Annotated in this window: 20 protein-coding genes; 14 read left to right on the forward strand and 6 right to left on the reverse strand. The window is 65.5% G+C overall.

The features are described from left to right. Positions 1–29: 29 nt before the first annotated feature. A complete protein-coding gene (gene rpe / locus ACEN8I_RS11370) occupies positions 30–725 on the reverse strand; it encodes a ribulose-phosphate 3-epimerase (RefSeq protein WP_413328554.1) in 696 nt (231 codons plus the stop codon). A 100-nt stretch (positions 726–825) separates the two neighbouring features. Here rpe and apaG point away from each other — a divergent pair, with 100 nt between their 5' ends. The 5 genes from apaG to thiL all read left to right on the forward strand — a co-directional run bounded on the left by apaG (position 826) and on the right by thiL (position 7,057). After that, positions 826–1,227 carry a Co2+/Mg2+ efflux protein ApaG gene (gene apaG / locus ACEN8I_RS11375; protein WP_413328555.1) on the forward strand — a complete coding sequence of 134 codons (402 nt, stop codon included), beginning with the start codon at positions 826–828 and terminating at the stop codon, positions 1,225–1,227. A gap of 21 nt (positions 1,228–1,248) precedes the next feature. Further along, positions 1,249–3,216 (forward strand): site-specific recombinase, encoded by a 1,968-nt coding sequence (locus ACEN8I_RS11380; RefSeq protein WP_413328556.1) that lies wholly within the window; start codon positions 1,249–1,251, stop codon positions 3,214–3,216. Between the two features lie 421 nt (positions 3,217–3,637). Beyond that, complete coding sequence (locus ACEN8I_RS11385) at positions 3,638–4,906, forward strand: cation:proton antiporter (protein WP_413328557.1); 1,269 nt, start codon at positions 3,638–3,640, stop codon at positions 4,904–4,906. After that, the gene (locus ACEN8I_RS11390) at positions 4,896–6,035 is read left to right on the forward strand and encodes a YbdK family carboxylate-amine ligase (protein WP_413328558.1); all 1,140 of its coding nucleotides are present in this window, start codon (positions 4,896–4,898) and stop codon (positions 6,033–6,035) included. Before ACEN8I_RS11385 ends, ACEN8I_RS11390 begins: the two co-directional genes overlap by 11 nt. Before the next feature lie 35 nt (positions 6,036–6,070). Further along, positions 6,071–7,057 (forward strand): thiamine-phosphate kinase, encoded by a 987-nt coding sequence (thiL, locus tag ACEN8I_RS11395; RefSeq protein ID WP_413328559.1) that lies wholly within the window; start codon positions 6,071–6,073, stop codon positions 7,055–7,057. On the opposite strand, the gene ACEN8I_RS11400 is transcribed toward thiL, so the two are convergent. Further along, complete coding sequence (locus tag ACEN8I_RS11400) at positions 7,045–7,221, reverse strand: hypothetical protein (protein ID WP_413328561.1); 177 nt, start codon at positions 7,219–7,221, stop codon at positions 7,045–7,047. The genes thiL and ACEN8I_RS11400 overlap by 13 nt on opposite strands. A 113-nt stretch (positions 7,222–7,334) precedes the next feature. On the opposite strand from ACEN8I_RS11400, the gene ACEN8I_RS11405 reads away from it, so the two are divergent. Then, positions 7,335–8,264, forward strand: coding sequence for a LysR substrate-binding domain-containing protein (locus tag ACEN8I_RS11405; RefSeq protein WP_413328562.1), 930 nt, complete (start codon positions 7,335–7,337; stop codon positions 8,262–8,264). Between the two features lie 25 nt (positions 8,265–8,289). On the opposite strand, the gene ACEN8I_RS11410 is transcribed toward ACEN8I_RS11405, so the two are convergent. Then, entirely contained in the window at positions 8,290–9,663 is a 1,374-nt protein-coding gene (locus ACEN8I_RS11410) for an esterase-like activity of phytase family protein (protein WP_413328563.1), read from the reverse strand. 137 nt (positions 9,664–9,800) lie between these two features. Between ACEN8I_RS11410 and ACEN8I_RS11415 the strand changes: the two genes are divergently transcribed. The 5 genes from ACEN8I_RS11415 to ACEN8I_RS11435 all read left to right on the forward strand — a co-directional run bounded on the left by ACEN8I_RS11415 (position 9,801) and on the right by ACEN8I_RS11435 (position 12,897). Continuing rightward, positions 9,801–10,322, forward strand: a complete 522-nt coding sequence (locus tag ACEN8I_RS11415) for a phosphatidylglycerophosphatase A (protein WP_413328564.1) — start codon at positions 9,801–9,803, stop codon at positions 10,320–10,322. Next, positions 10,319–10,852, forward strand: a complete 534-nt coding sequence (locus tag ACEN8I_RS11420) for a CinA family protein (protein WP_413328565.1) — start codon at positions 10,319–10,321, stop codon at positions 10,850–10,852. Before ACEN8I_RS11415 ends, ACEN8I_RS11420 begins: the two co-directional genes overlap by 4 nt. 92 nt (positions 10,853–10,944) lie before the next feature. Beyond that, a complete protein-coding gene (locus tag ACEN8I_RS11425) occupies positions 10,945–11,433 on the forward strand; it encodes a nuclear transport factor 2 family protein (RefSeq protein WP_413328566.1) in 489 nt (162 codons plus the stop codon). A gap of 36 nt (positions 11,434–11,469) precedes the next feature. Further along, the gene (locus ACEN8I_RS11430) at positions 11,470–12,402 is read left to right on the forward strand and encodes an alpha/beta fold hydrolase (RefSeq protein ID WP_413328568.1); all 933 of its coding nucleotides are present in this window, start codon (positions 11,470–11,472) and stop codon (positions 12,400–12,402) included. 21 nt (positions 12,403–12,423) lie between these two features. Continuing rightward, positions 12,424–12,897 carry an OsmC family protein gene (locus ACEN8I_RS11435; RefSeq protein WP_413328569.1) on the forward strand — a complete coding sequence of 158 codons (474 nt, stop codon included), beginning with the start codon at positions 12,424–12,426 and terminating at the stop codon, positions 12,895–12,897. Between the two features lie 24 nt (positions 12,898–12,921). Here the strand turns inward: ACEN8I_RS11435 and corA are convergent, their stop codons facing one another. Beyond that, positions 12,922–13,908 (reverse strand): magnesium/cobalt transporter CorA, encoded by a 987-nt coding sequence (gene corA, locus ACEN8I_RS11440; protein ID WP_007872834.1) that lies wholly within the window; start codon positions 13,906–13,908, stop codon positions 12,922–12,924. 233 nt (positions 13,909–14,141) lie between these two features. Continuing rightward, a complete protein-coding gene (locus ACEN8I_RS11445) occupies positions 14,142–15,359 on the reverse strand; it encodes a patatin-like phospholipase family protein (RefSeq protein ID WP_413328570.1) in 1,218 nt (405 codons plus the stop codon). A gap of 467 nt (positions 15,360–15,826) precedes the next feature. Here ACEN8I_RS11445 and hpf point away from each other — a divergent pair, with 467 nt between their 5' ends. The 3 genes from hpf to hprK all read left to right on the forward strand — a co-directional run bounded on the left by hpf (position 15,827) and on the right by hprK (position 17,991). Further along, positions 15,827–16,156 carry a ribosome hibernation-promoting factor, HPF/YfiA family gene (gene hpf / locus ACEN8I_RS11450; protein WP_007872838.1) on the forward strand — a complete coding sequence of 110 codons (330 nt, stop codon included), beginning with the start codon at positions 15,827–15,829 and terminating at the stop codon, positions 16,154–16,156. Positions 16,157–16,373: 217 nt separating this feature from the next. Continuing rightward, a complete protein-coding gene (locus tag ACEN8I_RS11455; protein WP_007872841.1) occupies positions 16,374–16,847 on the forward strand; it encodes a PTS sugar transporter subunit IIA in 474 nt (157 codons plus the stop codon). 193 nt (positions 16,848–17,040) lie between these two features. Next, complete coding sequence (hprK, locus tag ACEN8I_RS11460; RefSeq protein ID WP_007872844.1) at positions 17,041–17,991, forward strand: HPr(Ser) kinase/phosphatase; 951 nt, start codon at positions 17,041–17,043, stop codon at positions 17,989–17,991. Positions 17,992–18,190: 199 nt separating this feature from the next. Here the strand turns inward: hprK and fur are convergent, their stop codons facing one another. Then, the gene (gene fur / locus ACEN8I_RS11465) at positions 18,191–18,646 is read right to left on the reverse strand and encodes a ferric iron uptake transcriptional regulator (RefSeq protein ID WP_413328571.1); all 456 of its coding nucleotides are present in this window, start codon (positions 18,644–18,646) and stop codon (positions 18,191–18,193) included. Positions 18,647–18,743: the final 97 nt, after the last annotated feature.

Genomic DNA, 18,743 nt, shown 5'->3' on the forward strand with positions numbered 1-18,743 from the left:
CGCGCGGGTGCGCATTGTCGCGCGCCGGCTTATTTCACCAGTTCCGCCCGCATGGCGTCAATTACCGCCTTGTAGTCGGGTTTCCCAAAAATGGCGCTTCCTGCCACAAAGGTGTCGGCGCCGGCAGCAGCCACGCGCGCGATGTTGTCGGCCTTGATGCCGCCGTCGACTTCGAGGCGGATGTCCTTGCCCGAAGCTTCGATGCGCTTGCGCGCCTGTTCGATCTTGCGCAGCGCCGAGTCGATGAAGCTTTGCCCGCCGAAACCGGGGTTGACGCTCATGATCAGGATCAGGTCGATATCCTCGATCATCCAATCCAGCACGTCCAGCGGCGTGGCCGGGTTGAACACCAGCCCGGCCTTGCAACCCTTGGCCTTGATGGCCTGCACGCTTCGGTGCACATGGCCGGAGGCCTCGGGGTGAAAGCTGATCAGGTCGGCGCCGGCGTCGGCAAAGGCCGCGGCCAGCGCATCGACGGGCTGCACCATCAGGTGCACGTCCACCGGCACCGGGGTGCCGTCGGCCTTTTTGGCGTGCGGCTTGAGCGCCTGGCAAATCATCGGCCCGAAAGTCAAGTTGGGCACATAGTGGTTATCCATCACGTCGAAGTGGATCCAGTCGGCGCCGGCGGCGATGACGGCTTTAATCTCGTCGCCCAGGCGGGCGAAATCAGCGGACAGGATGGAAGGAGCGATCCGATAGGTGGGCGGCTGGTTTTTAGGCATGGCAGGATTGTCGCAGCAAGCCGTGGCCCCCGCCTGCCCGCAGTGTTGCCCGCTGTTTCGCCGGGCCAACAGCCACGGCAGGCGGTTAACATGGTCGCGCATGCCCAAATATCAGTTCTCCTGCGAAGTCGTCCCCCAATACCTGCCCGAGCAATCGGCGCCGGAAGACCACGTCTACGGGTTTTCCTATACCGTCACGGTTACCAATACTGGCGAAGTGACGGCCCAGCTGATTTCGCGCCACTGGGTCATCAGCGACGCCAACGGGCACAACGAAGAAGTCAAGGGCCTGGGCGTGGTCGGCCACCAGCCGCTGCTCAAGCCGGGCGAATCCTTCCAGTACACCAGCGGGTCGCGCCTGCGCACGCCCAGCGGCACCATGCACGGCAGCTATTTTTGCGTCGCCGAGGACGGTGAACGCTTCGAGGCGCCTATTCCCATGTTCGTGCTGGAAGCGCACACCGGCAACGGCAGCACCCCGCCCGGCCGCGTCCTGCATTGAGCATCCCGTCCTGACCGCCCGATGAAAGACCTGGCATCCCTGCTCAAGGCGCTGGATCCGGACGCCGGCTTGGCCCAGCGCCATGTCTGGCTGATCAAGCTTTTCGAATGGATACGCGGCGACCAGACTTCCGTCCCGGCCGCGGTCGCGCGGGTGCAGGCCTTCATCGATGCCGTCGAGATGCAGCCCGAGCTGCGCGCCCGCCTGCAGGCCTGGTGGCAGACGCTGATCCAGACGGTCGACATCACCACCTTGCTGGCCGATTTCGGCTTCGCGCCGCGCACGGCCTTCGTCAGCGAACTGGCCGAGCGCCTGCGCCGCAAATGGCTGCCCGGCACGCCCGAGACCGTCGACGCCTCAGAGCTGTTTCCCCTGGTGGCACCCACCCGCTTTGACGCGCAGTGGATGGGCGCGCTCGAGGAGCCCCAGATCGCCCGGCTTACCCTGCTGCTGTCGGCCAGCCCCGACATGGACACGCTGCACTGGCACTACAGCCTGATGGACGCGCTGGCCTACTGCACGGCGCAGATTCGTGCCACCGGCTTCGCGCCTGAGCTGCGCCTGCGCATGAACCGCGCCACGCCGCACGCGCGCGCTTTTCATGCGCTGCCGGCCGACATCGACGGGCTGCGCAACGCCTTTTTCAAGCCCGAACGGGACGAGGCGCAATTGCAGGCCGCGATCGCGCAATACCGCGAGCGGCTGGACGCCTGCCGCCAGGCCGTCAACAGTATCTACACGCACCTGGAGGAAAACGGCATTTCGGTAGGCATGGTGTTTCGCCTGCGCCAGCTGCGCGAGCGCATGCTGCGCGTGCGCGAGCTGCTCGACAGCCTGGTCTCGCCCAAACCGGCCATGGCGGCCGTCAAGCTGCTGGGGCGCCGCGTCATCACCGCGCAAGAGGGCAAAAGCATCAGCGCGCTGATCAGCGCCAACTCCACGCTGCTGTCGGCCAAGGTGGCCGAGCGCAGCGCCGAGACCGGCGAGACCTATATCACCCGCACGCGCGGCGAATACCGTGAAATGCTGGGCAAGGCCATGGGCGGCGGCGCCGTTACGGCCCTCACCACGCTGCTCAAGTTCATGATCGTCGCGCTGGGCCTTTCGGCCTTCTGGGGCGGCTTCTGGTCCGGCCTCATGTATGCCGCAAGCTTCATCATGATCCAGCTGCTGCATTTCACGCTGGCCACCAAGCAACCGGCCATGACGGCACCGGCCATGGCGGCCAAGCTCAAGGACCTCGGCTCGGCCGATGCCAGCAAGACCATAGAGGCCTTTGTGGATGAGGTCACGCACCTGGTGCGCTCACAGGTGGCGGCGGTCTTCGGCAACGTGTTCATGGTGGTGCCGGCGGTGCTGCTGGTCAACACGCTGGTGCTGTTGCTGCTGGGCCGGCCCATGATCAGCCCCACCGAGGCCGAGCATGTGCTGGGCACACTGACTTTGCTGGGCCCCACGCTGATGTGGGCGGGCTTTACCGGCGGCATCCTGTTCGCGGCCAGCATGATCGCGGGCTGGACCGAAAACTGGTTCGTGCTGCACCGCCTGGACTCGGCCATGCGCCACAACCCGCGCATCACCGCCGTGCTGGGCAGCGAGCGCGCGGCCCGCTGGTCAAGCTTCATGCGCGACAACATCTCGGGCTTCGCCTCCAACATCGCGCTGGGCTTCATGCTGGGGCTGATCCCGGCCTTCACCGGCTTCTTCGGCGTGGAACTCCAGGCGCGCCACGTCACGCTGTCCACCGGCCAGCTGGCCGCAGCCGGCGCCTCGTTGGGCCTGGAAGCCTTCAGGCACCCCACCATCTGGTGGTGCGTCGCGGCCATTCCGCTGATAGGCGCGCTGAACCTCGGCGTGAGTTTTTACCTCGCGTTCCGCCTGGCCCTGCAGGCGCACAACGTAAGCAATGTGGACCGGGCCCGCATTCGCGCCGCCATCTGGGCGCGCTGGCGCAGCCATCCGCGCAGCTTCTTTATGCCCTCTGAATAAGCTCACCCCCGTCCAGGCTCACTGCGTGTAGCCTGTTCCCCCCTCAAGGGGGCGGCGCCTGGGGCCGGCGAAGCCGGACCCTCGGCCCCCACTGGTGAACACCCCTCCTCAGAGTTACAACCACTGACTCTTCAAGCAAGCAGGGGCCGCGGAACCGGCTTTGCCGGGCCGCAGGCGCAGCGCCCCCTCGGGGGGGGCAGCGCATTACACGAAGTCGAAGACGCAGTGAAAAGCGTGGGGGCCTTATTTCCGACCTTGTCCTACAGGCTCGTCCCCGGGGCGCCTGTAAATTAATGCAACACGTTTCGTTCGCGCAAACCCACCGGGCCTCACGCCGCAAGGCTGGCCGACCAACGCGCAACATGCTGCCTTCAGGCGGTTTGTCTGCAGAAGTTCCTACCAGAGTGGAGACCCTTTCCCCATGAATGAAATTCTGGCCATCTGGGCCGAATGGATCAAACCTTCGGCAGGTTTGCCGACCGTGCAGTGGTCCATCCTGCTCGCGGTGGCCGCCGCCGCGGGCCATCTGCTGAACCGCTACACCGGCCTGCCCAAGGTGGTCGGCTATTCGCTGGTCGGCGGCTTTGCCGGCCTGGCCGGTTTCACCGGCGCGGTCTGGCCGCTGCAGGGCACGGGGCTCTTTCTGCTGGAGCTGGGCGTGGCCGTGGTGCTGTTCGAGGCCGGCGGACGCATTCCGCTGCGCTGGTTTCGCCACAACCCCATGGTGCTGGTGCAAAGCCTGGCCGAATCGGCGTTGACCTTCATCCTGGTTTACTGGGCCCTGGGCGCGATGAGCGTGCGCGTCGCCGTGGCCGAACCACTGGCCCTGCTGGCCATGGCTGCGTCGCCGGCCGTGCTGTCGCGCGTGGCCATAGACACGCGCGCGGCCGGCCCGGTCACCGAACGCGCACTGGTGCTGTCGACGCTGGGCACCCTCTATGCGCTCACGCTGTGCAGCGCCCGCGCCGGCATGATGCACCGCCCCGAATCGGGTGTGGCCAGCGTGCTCAGCACCCTCTACCCGGTGCTGGTGGTGCTGGGGCTGTCGGTGGTGGTGGGCGCGGTGCTGGCGCTCACGCTGCGAACCGCGCTGCGCGTGATGAGTCCCACCAGCGAAAACACCGCCATCCTGCTGCTGGCCCTGATCGCCGCGGGCGCCGCGCTGGCGGCCCACTTCGGCGGCTCGGCGCCGCTGGCGGCGCTGCTGGGCGGCATGCTGCTCAAGCAGCTCAACCCGCGCCCCTGGTCGTGGCCGCGGCAGATGGGCACGGCCTCCGCCATGCTGACCATGCTGATGTTCGTGCTGGTCTCGGTGGTGGCGGCGCAGGCCGACTGGAGCGGCCCGGTGGCCGGCCTCGTCATCGCCATGGTCCTGGCGCGCATGGCGGCCAAGATCATCGGCGTCGCCATCGGCAACGTGGGCAGCGGTGCCAGCTGGAAACAAGCCTTGTGGGTGGGCTGCGCGATGTCGCCGATGTCCTCGGTCGCGCTACTGCTGGTGTCGCAGTTCGCCACGGCCTCGGGTGCCCTGGGCCGGCAGATTGCCAGCGTGGCCCTGCCCGCCATCCTGCTGATGGAGGTGTTGGGCGCGGTGCTGGCCACCGTGGCCATTTACCGCGCCGGCGAAAGTTCCAAACCCTGGGCGCCGCTCACGCGCGGCCCCGCATCCGGACCCGTCCATGAGCCTTGAACCTTTTCACAAATCGGCCGCGCTGTCGCTGGGCGTGGAGCTTGAGCTGCAGCTGGTGAACACGCACGACTACGACCTCGCGCCCTATGCCGAGGACATGCTGCGCCTGATGTCCAAAATCCCCTTGCCCGGCGCCGTGGTGCCCGAGATGACCTCCAGCATGATTGAAGTTTCCACCGGGATCTGCCACAACGCTTCGGAGGTGCTGGGCCAGCTTTCGCAGATCCGCGACGCATTGGTCAAGAGCGCCGACAAGCTCAACATCGCGGTGGTCGGCGGCGGCACACACCCCTTCCAGCAGTGGCATGAACGCCGCATTTACGACAAGCCGCGCTTTCGCGAGCTGTCCGAGCTCTACGGCTATCTTTCCAAGCAGTTCACCATCTTCGGCCAGCACGTGCACGTGGGCTGCCCCGACGCCGACAGCGCGCTGCTCACGCTGCACCGCATGTCGCGCTACATTCCGCACTTCATCGCGCTGTCGGCCTCCTCGCCCTATGTGCAGGGCCAGGACACGGCCTTCGACTCGGCCCGGCTCAACTCGGTGTTCGCCTTTCCGCTCTCGGGCCGCGCGCCCTTCGCGCTGACCTGGGACGATTTCACCGTGTACTTCGACAAGATGACGCGCACCGGTGTGGTCAAGAGCATGAAGGACTTCTACTGGGACATCCGGCCCAAGCCGGAGTTCGGCACCATCGAGATCCGCGTGTTCGACACGCCGCTCACGGTGGAGCGCGCCACCGCGCTGGCCGGCTTTGTCCAGTCGCTGGCCTCCTGGTTCATGCACGAGCAACCCTTTGTGCCCATCGAGGACGACTACCTGGTCTACACCTACAACCGTTTCCAGGCCTGCCGCTTCGGCCTGGACGCGGTCTACGTGGACCCCGCCACCGGCGGCCACATGCCATTGCGCGAGCACATCCTCCAAACCATGGGCCAGATCGAACGCCATGCCACCGCCATGGGCGCGGGCGCGTCGCTGCACCTGCTGCGCAACAGCGTGGAGCGCGGCGACAACGACGCCCGCTGGCTGCGCGAAAGACAAGGTGAGGAACACCTGCTGGCCGAAGTCATACGCCAGGCGTCGGAACGTTTTCGCGGCGGCGTGACGCACCAGCAGAATTCCTGAACCCCTCCGCCGGCGCAGCCTGTATGCTCTGCGCCATGGGTGAATTTGACCTGATTGCGCGCTACTTCACGCGCCCCGCCGCGCGCGCGGCGCTGGGCGTGGGCGACGACTGCGCGCTGCTGCAGCCCGCGCCCGGCACGCAGCTGGCGATTTCCAGCGACATGCTGGTCGAGGGCCGGCACTTCTTCGCTGACGTGGATCCTCTCACGCTGGGCCACAAGGCGCTGGCCGTCAACCTGAGCGACCTGGCCGCCTGCGGCGCCAAGCCCCTGGCCTTCACGCTGGCCCTGGCCTTGCCGCGGGTCGACGAGGCCTGGCTGGCCGCGTTTTCAAAAGGCCTGCTGGCGTTGGCCGATGCGCACAGCTGCGAACTGGTGGGCGGCGACACCACGCAGGGGCCGCTCAATATTTGCATCACCGTATTCGGCGAAGTACCGGTGCTGAACGGCAAAAGCCAGGCGCTGCTGCGCTCGGGCGCAAAAGCCGGCGATGATGTGTACGTCAGCGGCACGCTGGGCGACGCCCGGCTTGCGCTGGAAGCGCTGCGCGGCACCGTGCCTCTGCCGCTAGGCTTGCTGGCCCAGGCCAGGCGCCGTCTGGAGCAACCCACACCGCGCGTGGCCTTGGGCCAGGCGCTGCGCGGCATCGCCTCGGCAGCCATCGACGTGAGCGATGGCCTGATCGGCGACCTGCAGCACATCCTGCGCGCCTCGCGTGCTGGCGCCACGCTCGAGACGGCACTTGCTACCCGTTTGGTGGCCGCTTGCGCCCACCCTGATTGGTCCGGAACCGGCATTGGCGCTGAAAAACAGCTGGAGTTCACGCTGGCCGGCGGCGACGATTACGAACTCGCCTTCACCGCGCCCGAGTCGGCCCGCGAAGCCGTGCAGGCGGCGGCAAAGCAGGCGCAAACACCTGTCAGCCGCATAGGCCGCATCAACGCGGACCCCGGCCTGCGCCTGCTGGACGCGGCCGGCGCGCTGATTGAGCGGCGCTACGCGTCTTTCGATCACTTCGCCTGAGGGCGGGTGGCGGCGCCCGGGCGCCCTGGGTGCACCAGCCCACGCGTGAAGCGGCCCAGCGCCGACCAGAATTGGGCTGGTGCCAGGGCACGCAAATGCCGGGCTTCAGCTATCGCGGCGGCGGCCAGGCGCTTTTCTTCGGCTGCGGTGTAGAGGGAGTTCATGAGAGCGTCCTTTCGGTTGAGGTACGCCTCCACTGTGCGCAAAATCATCGCCGCCGGAAACCACCCGCGGCGCAAATGCGTCTTGCGCCGGACGCAAAACAAAAAGCCCGGCGATGGGTAATATGGCCGGCATGCGCAACCTGAACTTTGACGACATGCACCTGTTCGCGCGCGTGGCCGAACTGGGCAGCTTCTCGGCCGTGGCCCGCGCCCGAGGCGTGCCCGTCAGCCAGGTGTCGCGCGCTATCGCCCGCATCGAGAAAACCTGCAACGCGCGGCTGGTGCAGCGCAGTACGCACGCGCTGACCCTCACACCCGAAGGTGAGACCTTTCTCGGCTATTGCCGACGCATGACACACACACTGGACGACCTGGAAGGCGAGTTCGCCAGCCAGAGCGGCGAGGCCAGCGGCTGGGTGCGAGTGGCGGCCAGCACCGTGATGGCCGAGTACCTGCTGGTGCCCAGCCTCGAAGGACTTAGCCGGCGCCATCCGCACGTTCGCGTGGAGCTGAAGGTGGACGACCGCCTTGTGGACATGGTGCGCGACGGTGTCGACATCGCGATCCGCAGCGGCACGCACACCAACGAGAACACGGTGATGCGACAGATCGGCACGCATGGGCGCAGGCTATACGCCACGCCGAGCTATCTGGAGGCCCACGGCACGCCCGAGCATCCCGACGACCTGGGCCGGCATCGCCTGATCAGCAACAGCGGCGCGACAACGCTCAACCGCTGGCCCTTCATCATCAACGGCCAGCCCGTGGTGATCACGGCAGACGGCCATTGGCGCGCCGACTCCACCGGCACAACCAGCCAGTTGGCCCTGCAAGGCCTGGGCATTGCGCGCTTTGCCATGCTGGCGGCCGAGCCCTTGGTGCGGCGCGGCCTGCTGGTGCCGGTATTGCCGGGCTTTGTCGACGAGCAGCCCGTGCCCATCCATGCCGTGACGCTGGGCGGGCGCCACCGGCTGCCGAAGATCCGGGCCTGCATTGACTACTGGGCCGAATGGTTCAGCCACGAAGGAGACTTGATCCGCTGACCCCCTACCGGTTGATCCGGCCGGGTTATCTGGCGTCGACCAGCGCGCGGATATCCAGCAAAGTCAGCTCATTGGCATCGGGCTTGCCGATTTCGCGCCCCGATGAATAGGGAAAATTGTTGTCGTTGACCAGCACGATGTGGGTCGCGTCGACAATCGCCAGGCCTTCGGGGCCCAGATGCGGCAGCGAAAACATCGCTTCATTGGGCCCCAGCTTCGCGAGGCGTTGCGGGTTGGCGATGCGGGTCAGGTCGATATAGGCCACCTTGCGCACAAAACCATCGGCATCGGCGGCCGCCAGGTCTATCTTGTAGACGCGCTTGAAACGCGCGGGCCGCGTGAAGCAGTCGGTGCGCGCTTCGCCCGGACAGGCCGGCGCCTGGCCTTCGGTGCTGTCGTCGCGCTCTATCACCAGGCCCGTGGTGGCGTCCAGCAGCTGGAAATCGGCCGCGACATTGCCCACTTCCTCGAGCAGGTACTTCCACTGCTTGCCGGTGTAGCTGCCCGAGGCAACGTCCACCTCGTTGATGCGCACATAGGTCTTGTCGCCGGTTTTCTCCACGCTTTTGGCCGCGGTATCGAACAGCGGGCCTTCAAACATGGGATAAAGCTTGCTGCCGTCTGGTGATTTGGCCATGCCTTCAAAGCCGTTGGAGCGGCGCACCTCGAACAAGGCCTCGCCGGGCAGGTTGGGCAGGCGGCCCTGCATGTAGTGGTCGGGCGAAGCCAGCAGCTTGCCCTTGATGACGGTTTCGATCACGCCCAGCACCCGGCCCTGGAAGTCGGTGCGCAGCAGGTAGGGGCCGTATTCGTCGCCTATCCACCATTCATTGCCCACCACCTGCAGGGATTCCGGATCGAAATCGATGCCCGTGAGGTAGCGCCGCGAGGTGTTTTCGTTCTGAATGTGGAAAGGAATACGCTTGTGGGGGTCGCTCAGGAAGGTCGTGCCGCGGCGCAGGACCCGACCCTTGCCCCAGTCGACGGACAGCCGGTGCACCATCAGCAGCGCGTCCTGCGAGTTGACCTTGTTGCCGAAACCGTTGTCGGTCAGCGCCAGGAATTCGCCTTTGCCCAGGGAGACAATGCCCGAAAAACCCTGCACCGACTGGCCCTTCATGGGCAGCGCGCCGCCGGAGGCGCGCGGGTATTTGGGGTCTCCGACAAAGGTGTTGGCGCTTTCGCTGCCGAGCTGCTCGTTGCGCTGGCGTTTGGCATTGGCAAACTTGCCCGCCGTGGCAAAGAATGCCCCCGCATCGCGCGGCGCCGCCACCGAAGCGTCGGCGCCCAGGACCGCATGGCCCGCCAGCGTAGCCTCCACGGCCGGCGCCGTCTGGGCGCGGCCGCTGCCGGCCGCAAGGCACAGCGCGCAGGCGGCGGCCAGGGTCAAGGCGTTCATCCTGTTCAAAACCTGCTTGTGTTTGCTCATCCCGAATTCCCTCTTGTCTACTGAATCGCTGGACTGTGCCGACCGCGTGTGAAACCGCTGTGACAAAATCAACCACTGCCCCGGGCATTCGCTGCCCGCCCCCACACATGACCGACACCACCACGCCGCTGCCCGCCTTCCGGCCCACCGCGAAATTCCTGCTGACGCACCCCGCGCACTTCATTGCCCTGGGCTTTGGCGCCGGCCTGAGCCCGGTCGCGCCCGGCACGGCCGGCACACTCTGGGCCTGGCTGGCCTTCCTGGTGCTGCAGCAGTGGCTCACGCCAGCCGAGATGGGCTGGCTGATCGCGGCTTCAACACTGGTGGGCTGGTGGGCCTGCACCGTGACAGCCAAGGCCATGAACGTACTCGACCCGGGCAGCATCGTCTGGGACGAAGTCGTGGCCTTCTGGTTGGTGCTATGGCTGGTGATGCCCGCGGACTTCGGGGCCCAGCTGGCCGCGTTTGCGCTGTTCCGCTTTTTTGATGCCGTCAAACCCGGTCCCGTGGCCTGGGCCGACCAGGCCTTCAAGGGCTTTAACTGGCGCGGCGGCTTCGGCATCCTATTTGATGATTTCGTGGCGGCGTTTTGCGCGCTGCTGGTGATCGCGCTCTGGAGGTTCTGGTGAGCGGCGTAGCCGAGCTGACGGAACAGCTCGCCGGCCTGCTGCAGGCCCAGGGCCGGATGCTGGCCACCGCCGAAAGCTGCACCGGCGGCATGATTTCCGCGGCCTGCACCGACCTGGCCGGCTCCAGCAACTGGTTTGAGCGCGGCTTTGTCACCTATTCCAATGAAGCCAAGACGGAACTGCTGGGCGTCCCGGCCCCGCTCATCGCACGCCACGGCGCGGTCAGCGAGGAAGTGGCCCGCGCCATGGCCTCTGGTGCGCTGGCGCATTCTCGCGCGCAGGTGTCCGTGGCGGTCACGGGGGTGGCCGGCCCGACGGGCGGTAGCGCCGCCAAACCCGTGGGTACGGTATGGTTTGGCTTCGCGCTGCCGGGGCGGCTGGTGTCGGAAGTCCAGCGCTTTGACGGCGACCGAGCCGCGGTGCGCGGCGCCACGGTGGAATACGCGCTGCGGCGGCTGCTGCAATTGCTGCAATTGCTGCAAGAACCGGAAGCGCCGGAAGCACCGGAAGCACCGCAAGAGGCCGGCTGACGCCTGAGTGACGCCCGCCCCGCGCCGGTCGCTATAGAGTTCGCGGACCCGATCCTCACCGACATTGCCGACATTGCCGACCAGGAGACAGCATGCATCCCAACCAGATCACCCTCGATCACTTCTACGCTTCCTTCGCCCGCCTCGACTCAGATGCCATGGCAGCCTGCTACGCGTCCGACGCCCAGTTCGACGACGAGGCCTTCTCGCTGCGCGGTCACAAGGAGGTCACCGGCATGTGGCACATGCTCTGTGACGTGACCAAGGCCAAGGGCGCCGACGTCTGGAAGCTGACCTACAGCGGCATTGAGGCCGGCGCGCAGACCGGAAAATCGCACTGGGAGGCCGACTACCGTTTCAGCACCACCGGGCGCATGGTGCACAACGTGATCGACGGCCAGTTCGAATTCAACGAACAGGGGCTCATCAGCCGCCACCGCGACCGCTTCGATTTCTGGGCTTGGTCGCGCCAAGCGCTGGGCGCACCGGGCCTGCTGCTGGGCTGGACGCCTTTTCTGCGCGCCAAGGTCAGGGCCCAGGCGGCGGCAAATCTGCAAAAATACCTGGCGTCACGGCACTAGCCCCACGCAAGACTTGAACCCCGACGGGAGTAGCCCATGCCCTGGTTTGACGGTTTTGAATCGCGCAGCTTCGAGGTTAACGGCGCCTCCATCAACGCACGCGTCTCGAAAACCACGCTGGGCGAGCCGCTGCGCCCGGCCCTGTTGCTGCTGCACGGCTTTCCGCAGTCGCATGTGATGTGGCACCGCGTGGCCCAGCGCCTGGCCGGCGACTATTTCCTGGTGATGCCCGACCTGCGCGGCTACGGCGACTCCTCCAAGACGGCGGGCCTGCCCGACCACAGCAATTACAGCAAGCGCAACATGGCGCACGACATGATAGGCGTCATGGACGCGCTGGGCGTGAACCGCTTCTTCCTGTGCGGCCACGACCGCGGCGGGCGTGTGGCGCACAGGCTGGCGCTGGACCATGCCGCACGCGTGTCCAAACTCTGCGTCATCGACATCGCGCCCACGCTCGACATGTATGAAGGCCGCAGCATGACCGAGCCCTATATGGCCTTTGCCCGCGCCTACTACCACTGGTTCCACATGCTGCAGCCCGCGCCGCTGCCCGAGATCATGATGGGCGCCAACCACCCGGAAACCGCCAAGGCCTATCTGCACGCCAAGCTGGGCGGCTGGGGCAGCGCCGGACTGAACTACATCGAGCCGCAGGCGCTGGCCGAATACGAGCGCAGCTTTTGCAATGCCGAAGCGCTGCACGCCGCCTGCGAGGACTACCGCGCCAGCGCCGGCATAGACCTGGAGCACGACCGCGACGGTCGCGCGCAGGGCCTGAAGCTGGCCTGCGAGCTGCTGGTGCTGTGGGGCGAGCGCGGTGTGGTGCACCGCCTGTTCGACCCGATGGCGCTGTGGCGGGCTCAGTGCGGCGGCGAAGTCAGCGGCCAGGCCATGCCCGCCGGGCATTTCATTCCCGAAGAGCAGCCCGAGGCCACCGCACGCGCGCTGCGCAACTTCTTCAATTGATCCACTCCGGACCTTCGAAACATGTCGCACTACACCGCACAAACCTTGTGGGAACGCAAGGACGCCAACTTCCTGGACAACCGTTACAGCCGCCGCCACCTGCTGCGCTTTGACGGCGGCCTGGAGGTCCCGGGTTCGTCCTCGCCTTCCGTCGTGCCGCTGCCCATGTCCGACGCCTCGGCGCTGGACCCGGAAGAGGCTTTTGTGTCCGCGCTGTCGAGCTGCCACATGCTGTGGTTCCTGACCATGGCTGTCAAACGCAAGTTTCGCGTGGACCGCTACTTCGACGCGGCGAGCGGTGTCATGGAAAAAAACGCGGAAGGCAAGGTGGCCATGACCGTGGTCACGCTACATCCCGAGGTGACATTTTCCGGCGAGCACCGGCCCAGCCGCGAAGAGCTGGCCAAGATGCACCACGACGCGCACGAGGCCTGCTTTATCGCCAACTCGGTGAAGACCGAGGTGCGCTGCGAGCCGGTCTACGGCGATGCCTGAACGGCCGCGGCGCAGCGCCTTGCGCTACTTGAGCCAGCCGCGCTTCCTGAAGTACCACATGGGCACAACGGCGCTCGCCACCATCAGCAGGATCGCGTAGGGGTAGCCCAGCGACCAGTCCAGCTCGGGCATGAGCTTGAAGTTCATGCCGTAGACGCTGGCGATCAGCGTGGGCGGCAGCAGTGCGACGCTGGCCACCGAGAAGATCTTGATGATCTTGTTCTGGTTGATGTTGATGAAACCGACCGTGGCATCCATCAGGAAGTTGATCTTGTCGAACAGGAAGGCGGTGTGCGAGTCCAGCGAGTCGATGTCGCGCAGGATCTGCCGCGCCTCCTCGAACTGTTCGGCATTGAGCATCTTGCTGCGCATCATGAAGCTGACGGCGCGGCGCGTGTCCATCATGTTGCGGCGTATGCGGCCGTTCAAGTCTTCGTGGCGGGCAATGCTGCCCAGCACTTCGCCGGCCAGCGCGTCGGTCACGTCGCCCGACAGCACCTGGGTGCTGACTTTCTCTAGCTCAACGTAAATGCCTTCCAGCGTGTCGGCCGAGTATTCGGCGTCGGCGTCGAACAGCTTGAGCAGCACTTCCTTGGCATCCTCGATCAGGCCGGGGGCGCGGCGCGCGCGCATGCGCAGCAGCCGGAACACCGGCACGTCCTCGTCGTGGATGGAGAACAGCACGCCCTTGCTCTTGAGGTCGTCGTTGACCAGGTTCAGGATGAAGGCCACGCGCACGGTGCGCGGCTCGGCATCGTCGGCGATCAGGAAGTCCGAGCGTATGTGCAGCTCGCCGTTGTCTTCCTCGTAAAAGCGCGCCGACTCCTCGATGTCTTCGTCCATCGCGTCTTCCGGGATGGACAGGCCGTAGTACTGCTTGATCCAGCGTTTTTCTTCGAGGGTGGGGGACTCCAGGTCCACCCAGATGGGCTGGAACCTGGAGAGTTCTTCCAGGGATTCGATTTCTTCCTGGAAAAGCCGGCCGTTGGCGAGCGTGAAAATATTGAGCATGACTGACTGCCTATCGGTTCAGGGACCTGCACACAAGGCCTGCGCTCAGGCCTTGCGCAAAGCGCGGTAAAGGGGAGGTGGGATGGTGCATCGCTTTCAACCCCTCTTTTGAACGTGAGCCTTTGCAAGCCTGCGTCAGTCTGCGGTGTTGAAAGCTAGCGACTAGGGCTGCTTTCCAAGGATTTCTCCGTAATTGAACTGCGGCGATTATGGCATTTCAGGCCCGGCTTAGGCTACATAAAAAAGGCGATGAGCTCGTCCTTGCGCGCATAGGCGTCGCGCTCGCCCAGCGCCATCAGCGCCTTCACAAAACCCGGCTCGAACAGCAGGTAGCTGGCCAGCGCGGCGCCGCCGGGGCTGCCCTTGGCGCCCAGCGCGCCCAGGCCCGCCAGGGCGTTGTAGGTCGCCGCGGGCAGTTCGGACGCATGGGCCTGGGCCAACGCGTCCAGCGATTGCGAGGGTGCGATCGCGAGGATGTCCACCGGCCGGTAGGGCATGATGGCCGCGATCTCGCGCGGCATCTGGCGCACGGTCTTGCTGACACGCTGCGCCTGCTCCACGTCGGCCTGCAGCGTGTCCTGGAAAACGCTGGCCATGGCATGGCCGGCAATCGCGCCCAGCGAAGGCCGGCCGGTGACGTTGGCGCCGTTGCCTCCGCCCACAAAGCCGGCGCGTTCGGGCTGGCCCACGCCTATCACCAGCACCTTGCCGGCACCCAGGTGCAGCGCGGGCGACAGCGGCGAGCTCTGGCGCATGGAGCCGTCGCCGAAGAACTCGGGATGGCCGTCCACCCACAGCGGCGTGGCCGGAAACAGGAAAGGGATGGCGCTGGAGGCCATCAGGTGCTCGATGGTGATGGGCTGGAATTCGGCGCGGCGCCCGGGTCGGCTCCACAGGTCGGACTGCCGGCCCGCCGCCATCTGGCAGAAGGTCCAGTGCACGCCGCTGCTGTAGCTCGAAGCCGTGACGGCCACGGCGCGAAGCGTCCTGTCCTGCAGGGCCTGCTCGATGCGACCCAGCGAGATGGTGCGGTGCAGCGTGTCCACCAGCGGCGTGTTGTCCAGCAGCGCCTGCTGCGCCCGCACCTGCTGCGACAGGAACAGCGCCGCGGCGATGCGGCTCGAGCGTATCCAGGCCGGAACCTTGAGCTTGTAAACATGCGAGGAGCGCAGCGTGGTCCAGAAAGCCGCCAGCTGCGCAAAGGCCTGCAAGCCTTCGCCGGCGCGGCTCGCGAGGAAAGCGGCATTGAGCGCGCCGGCCGAGGTGCCCACCAGGATGTTGAACGGAAAACGCTCGCCAGCCCCGCCGCCCTGCAGGCTCAACATGGTCGACAGCGCATGCAGCACGCCGGCCTGGTAGGCGGTGCGCGCCCCGCCGCCCATGAGCACCAGCGCACTGCGGTCCTCGTCGGGCCGGGTTAATGCGGAGGAAATAATGGTCTCAAGCGACATGGCCGGGCCGGGTCGGAGGCGAACAGGGGAAAAGCAGGCGGTGCATGGTCGTGAAGAGGCCTGTTGTTATGGTTTTCCTGCAGCCCGGCACACAGCTTCCCGGTCCTGGATGGACCCTTGTTTCAGCCCCGGAGCAGCCGGCGTGAACCTTGCCCGCATGATGCCGCCCGCGCGGATTTCCCGCAAGCCTGGCATCCCTCCAAGCGTGGCTCCGGCCGCAAAAAGCCTGCGAAATCAAGCGCTTGCCGCACCTGCGGGAACGGCACCCCGACCGGCCTCGCGAATGCGGCACCGTACCGGTCAAGAGGATTTTCAGAAGGTTTCATTATTTATTGCAAGCCCGGTTGCAATTGACGGCCTTCGGGCGCATAGTGAATCCAAGAGCGTTGTCCCCGTCTGCCACCCTCCCCTCACGGGCCGGGTGGTGTTTTCAACCCCAGCTCCAACTTTGGAAAAGGAGTCTCTTTATGAACTTGACGATCAGCGGTCACCATCTTGAAGTCACCCCCGCGTTGCGCGGCTACGTGACGAGCAAGCTGGATCGGATTACCCGGCATTTCGACCAGGTAGTGGACGTAAAAGTCCTGTTGACAGTGGACAACATGAAAGAAAAGGAAAGACGCCAGCGGGCCGAGTGCAATGTGCATGTCAAGGGCCGCGACCTGTTTGCCGAGAGTTCCCACGCTGATCTTTACGCTGCTGTAGACGAGTTGACCGACAAGCTGGATCGCCAGGTCGGGCGCTACAAAACCAGAACCCAGGACCACCACCACGTTGCCGCCAAGCGCCAGGCCTGAAGGGCCTACCCGTTTTTTGCCCGAGCCGGTGCGCCGCCCTGCCAAGGGGGCGCGCTGTTCCCAACGCGGCCCGACTGGAGGCTTCGCCTTGGCAACCGGCACCGGGTTTGCGCAAATTGCATGAAAAAAGCCGCTTGAGGGCTCAAGCGGCTTTTTTATGCCTCTTTTCCCAGCAAACCCGCTGCAAAGTGCATAATTCGGCGACTAAAAGATTGTTATGAACCGTCTTTCGCAAATTTTGCCCCCCTCCCAAGTGCTGGTCAGCGTCGAAGCGACCAGCAAAAAGCGTGCTTTTGAAGAAGCCGGGCTGCTGTTCGAGAACCAGCACGGCCTGAACCGCGCGCTGATCACCGACAGCCTGTTCGCCCGTGAACGCCTGGGCTCGACCGGTCTCGGCCATGGGGTGGCGATTCCGCACGGCCGCATCAAGGGGCTCAAGGCTCCTATGGCGGCGGTGTTCCTGCTGCAGTCGCCGATCGGCTTCGACGCGCCGGACGAGCAGGCCGTGGCCCTGCTGATCTTCCTGCTGGTGCCCGAGGCCGCCACGCAAAAACACCTCGAGATCCTCTCGGAAATCGCCGAACTGCTCAGCGACAGCACCTTGCGCGAGCAACTCAAGACCAGCACCGATGCCGCTGGACTGCACCATCTGATCGCTTCCTGGCACTCGGTCCACGAAGTCAGCTCCTAGTGTCGCGTCACGCATGATCTGTCGTTTTGCACTCGTCCTCGACGCACATCGCGGCGTTGCAGCCCTTACCCATGCTTCAGCATGGGCGGCGGCCTGCGCCTTGCGCTGCACGCCGATGACTTTGCGCAAATCCGACATCTCATGCGTGACGCGACACTAGCCCTAACGGCCTTTTCCCGCGTCACAGGCCGGCATGAAGCCCACCGTTGTCAGCGCCGACGTTTTATTTGAAGACCACCGCGCCTCCCTGAAATGGGAATGGGTCGCCGGCCTGGGCGCTTCCGAGCGGCGTTTCGACGAAGTGGCCGTGCGGGCCGCGCGCTCCGGCGCCGACCTGGTCGGCTACCTCAACTACATCCATCCCTACCGCGTGCAGATTCTGGGCGAGCGCGAGGTCGCCTACCTGACCAACGCCAGCCCCGAGGACTGCGCCCGCCGCATATCCCGCATCATCACGCTGGAGCCGCCGGTGCTGGTCGTGGCCGACGGCCAGGTGGCGCCCGACACGCTGCTGTCCATGTGCGAGCGCGCGCAGCTGCCGATGTTTTCCACGCCGGAGTCGGCCGCCTTCGTGATCGATGTGCTCAGGGCCTACCTGTCCAAGCATTTCGCCGACCGCACCTCCATGCACGGCGTGTTCATGGACATCCTGGGCATGGGCGTGATGATCACCGGCGAGTCGGGCCTGGGCAAAAGCGAGCTGGGCCTGGAGCTGATTTCGCGCGGCCACGGCTTGGTGGCCGACGACGCGGTGGACCTGTACCGCATCAACCAGACCACGATCGAGGGGCGCTGCCCCGAGCTGCTGCAGAACCTGCTCGAAGTGCGCGGCATAGGCCTGCTCGACATCAAGGCGATTTTTGGCGAGACGGCGGTGCGCCGCAAGATGCGCCTCAAGCTGATCGTGCACCTGGTGCGCCGCGAAACGCTGGAGCGCGACTACGAACGCATTCCCTACGAACCGCTGACGCAGGACGTGCTGGGCATACCCGTGCGCAAGGTCATCATCCAGGTGGAAGCCGGCCGCAACATCGCCGTGCTGGTCGAGGCCGCGGTGCGTAACGCGATTTTGCAGCTGCGGGGCATCAATACTTACCAGGAATTCGTCGAAAGGCACCGACGAGCCATGGAACAGGATGATTAGCCCCCACGCTTCTCACTACGCCTTCGGCTTCGTGTAGTGCGCTGCCCCCCCCGAGGGGGCGCTGCGCCTGCGGCCCGGCAAGCCGGTTCCGCGGCCCCTGCTGGTTTAAGAACTCCCAGACCTCGGGACGCTCGCTACGGTTTCTTCACACCTTCTACGCCGCGCGGCACTTCCCACTCAATAGACACCCCCCAAACTCTCACGAATGGTGATGCCTGACCGGCGTGCCGGTGTTGCGGTTGGGGCATTTGTCCTTGGTGCAGTTGGCGTAGATGGACAGGGAGTGGTCGGCGATGGCGAAGCCCTTGGACTTGGCGACCGACTGCTGGCGCTTTTCGATCTCGGCGTCGTAGAACTCCTCAACCTTGCCGCAGTCCAGGCACACCAGGTGGTCGTGGTGCTGGCCTTCGTTGATCTCGTAGACCGCCTTGCCGGACTCGAAGTTGCTGCGGTTGAGCAGGCCGGCCTGCTCGAACTGGGTCAGCACCCGGTAGACGGTGGCCAGGCCGATGTCCGAGCGCTCTTCGAGCAGCACCCGGAACACGTCTTCGGCCGTCATGTGGCGCTGTTTGCCGGTCTGAAAAATTTCCAGGATCTTCAGGCGCGGCAGCGTGGCCTTCAAACCCGTGTTTTTCAGCTCGTCAATGTTGCTCATGGGAAAACTCTCTGGGTAAAACCGGTGTAAAGCGGCAATGCGCCCCGTCCGGGCGGATGCCGGCCGGGAGCCCCCAGCCGCTACAATGAACAATCAT

Source organism: Polaromonas sp. CT11-55 (assembly GCF_047303325.1).
GTDB lineage: Bacteria > Pseudomonadota > Gammaproteobacteria > Burkholderiales > Burkholderiaceae_C > Polaromonas.